This window comes from Variovorax sp. OV329, assembly GCF_900114785.1.
In the GTDB taxonomy this organism is placed as follows: Bacteria; Pseudomonadota; Gammaproteobacteria; order Burkholderiales; family Burkholderiaceae_C; genus Variovorax.
Genome location: NZ_FOUG01000061.1, coordinates 1 through 1,020, shown reverse-complemented (window position 1 = coordinate 1,020; position 1,020 = coordinate 1). Strand labels below are relative to the sequence as shown.

Annotated in this window: 1 protein-coding gene; it reads right to left on the bottom strand. The window is 61.8% G+C overall.

Annotation, left to right across the window (positions count from 1 at the left end):
* Nucleotides 1–934 (bottom strand): IS481 family transposase (locus tag BM345_RS29560; RefSeq protein ID WP_093387424.1); only part of this gene is annotated, 934 nt, incomplete at its 3' end.
* Nucleotides 935–1,020 lie beyond the last annotated feature (86 nt).

Genomic DNA, 1,020 nt, shown 5'->3' with positions numbered 1-1,020 from the left:
TGTTGAGTTGCAATAGGTTCTTCCCGCCAAGGCGGGAGGCTGGCGGCTGGTATCCCAAGGCCGAGTGCGGCCTTCGGGCGTTGTAGTAGCTCAGGAAGGATGGCAGCCAAGCAGTGCGTTCTGCACTGTTGTTCCAAGTGCGTCCATAGGCCCACTCGCGCAAACAGGTTTGGATGAACCGTTCGGCTTTGCCATTGGTCTGCGGTCGGTACGGCCTAGTGAACGTGTGCTTGATGCCCAAGGCCTGACAGGTCTTGTTGAACAGCACCGAGCGATATGCAGAGCCGTTGTCAGTGATCAGGCGCTTGATCGTCACACCCAGGGCCGCGTAGTGCGCCACAGCGGCCTTCAGAAACTCCGTGGCTGAAGTCTTGCGCTCATCCTCGAGCACCTGCACGAAGCTCGCTCGGGAGTGATCGTCGATGGCCACGTGTACGAACTCCCATCCTGCGCGCTTGCTGGCGTCTCGCCGGTCGCCCGTGACCCGATGGCTGGGACGCAAGATGCGCCCCAGCTTCTTGGTGTCCATGTGCAGCAACTCGCCGGGGGCGTGCCGCTCGTAGCGCACGACCGCAACAACCGGATCGAGCGCCTTCAGGCTGGACAGCCCCAGGCGAGCGAGCAAACGGCTGACGGTGGCAACGCTGCGCCCGACGATGCGGGCAATGTTGCGCATGGGCATGCGCGCGCGGCGCAGTTGCTCGATGCGCTGGCGCAGCGACTGATCCAGGTTAGTCCGTACGTTGGTCGGGCGCGAGCTGCGGTCGTGCAGACCCGCCAGGCCCTGCTGATCAAATCGCTTGAGCCACTTGCGGGCAGTGCGCACGCTGATGCCGGCAGCCTCGGCTGCCGGCATCAGCCCCATTCCCGCAATGCGTTCAATGAGCAACTTGCGCCCTTCAAAGGTCAATCTGGCATTCTTGTGGCTGTTCACCCGGTTGTTCCTTCTGGAAAGTTCTGAAGCGTCGTAACTCCAGTCTCCCAGACTCTTCCGGGTGAACAACCTATTGAGACATCACA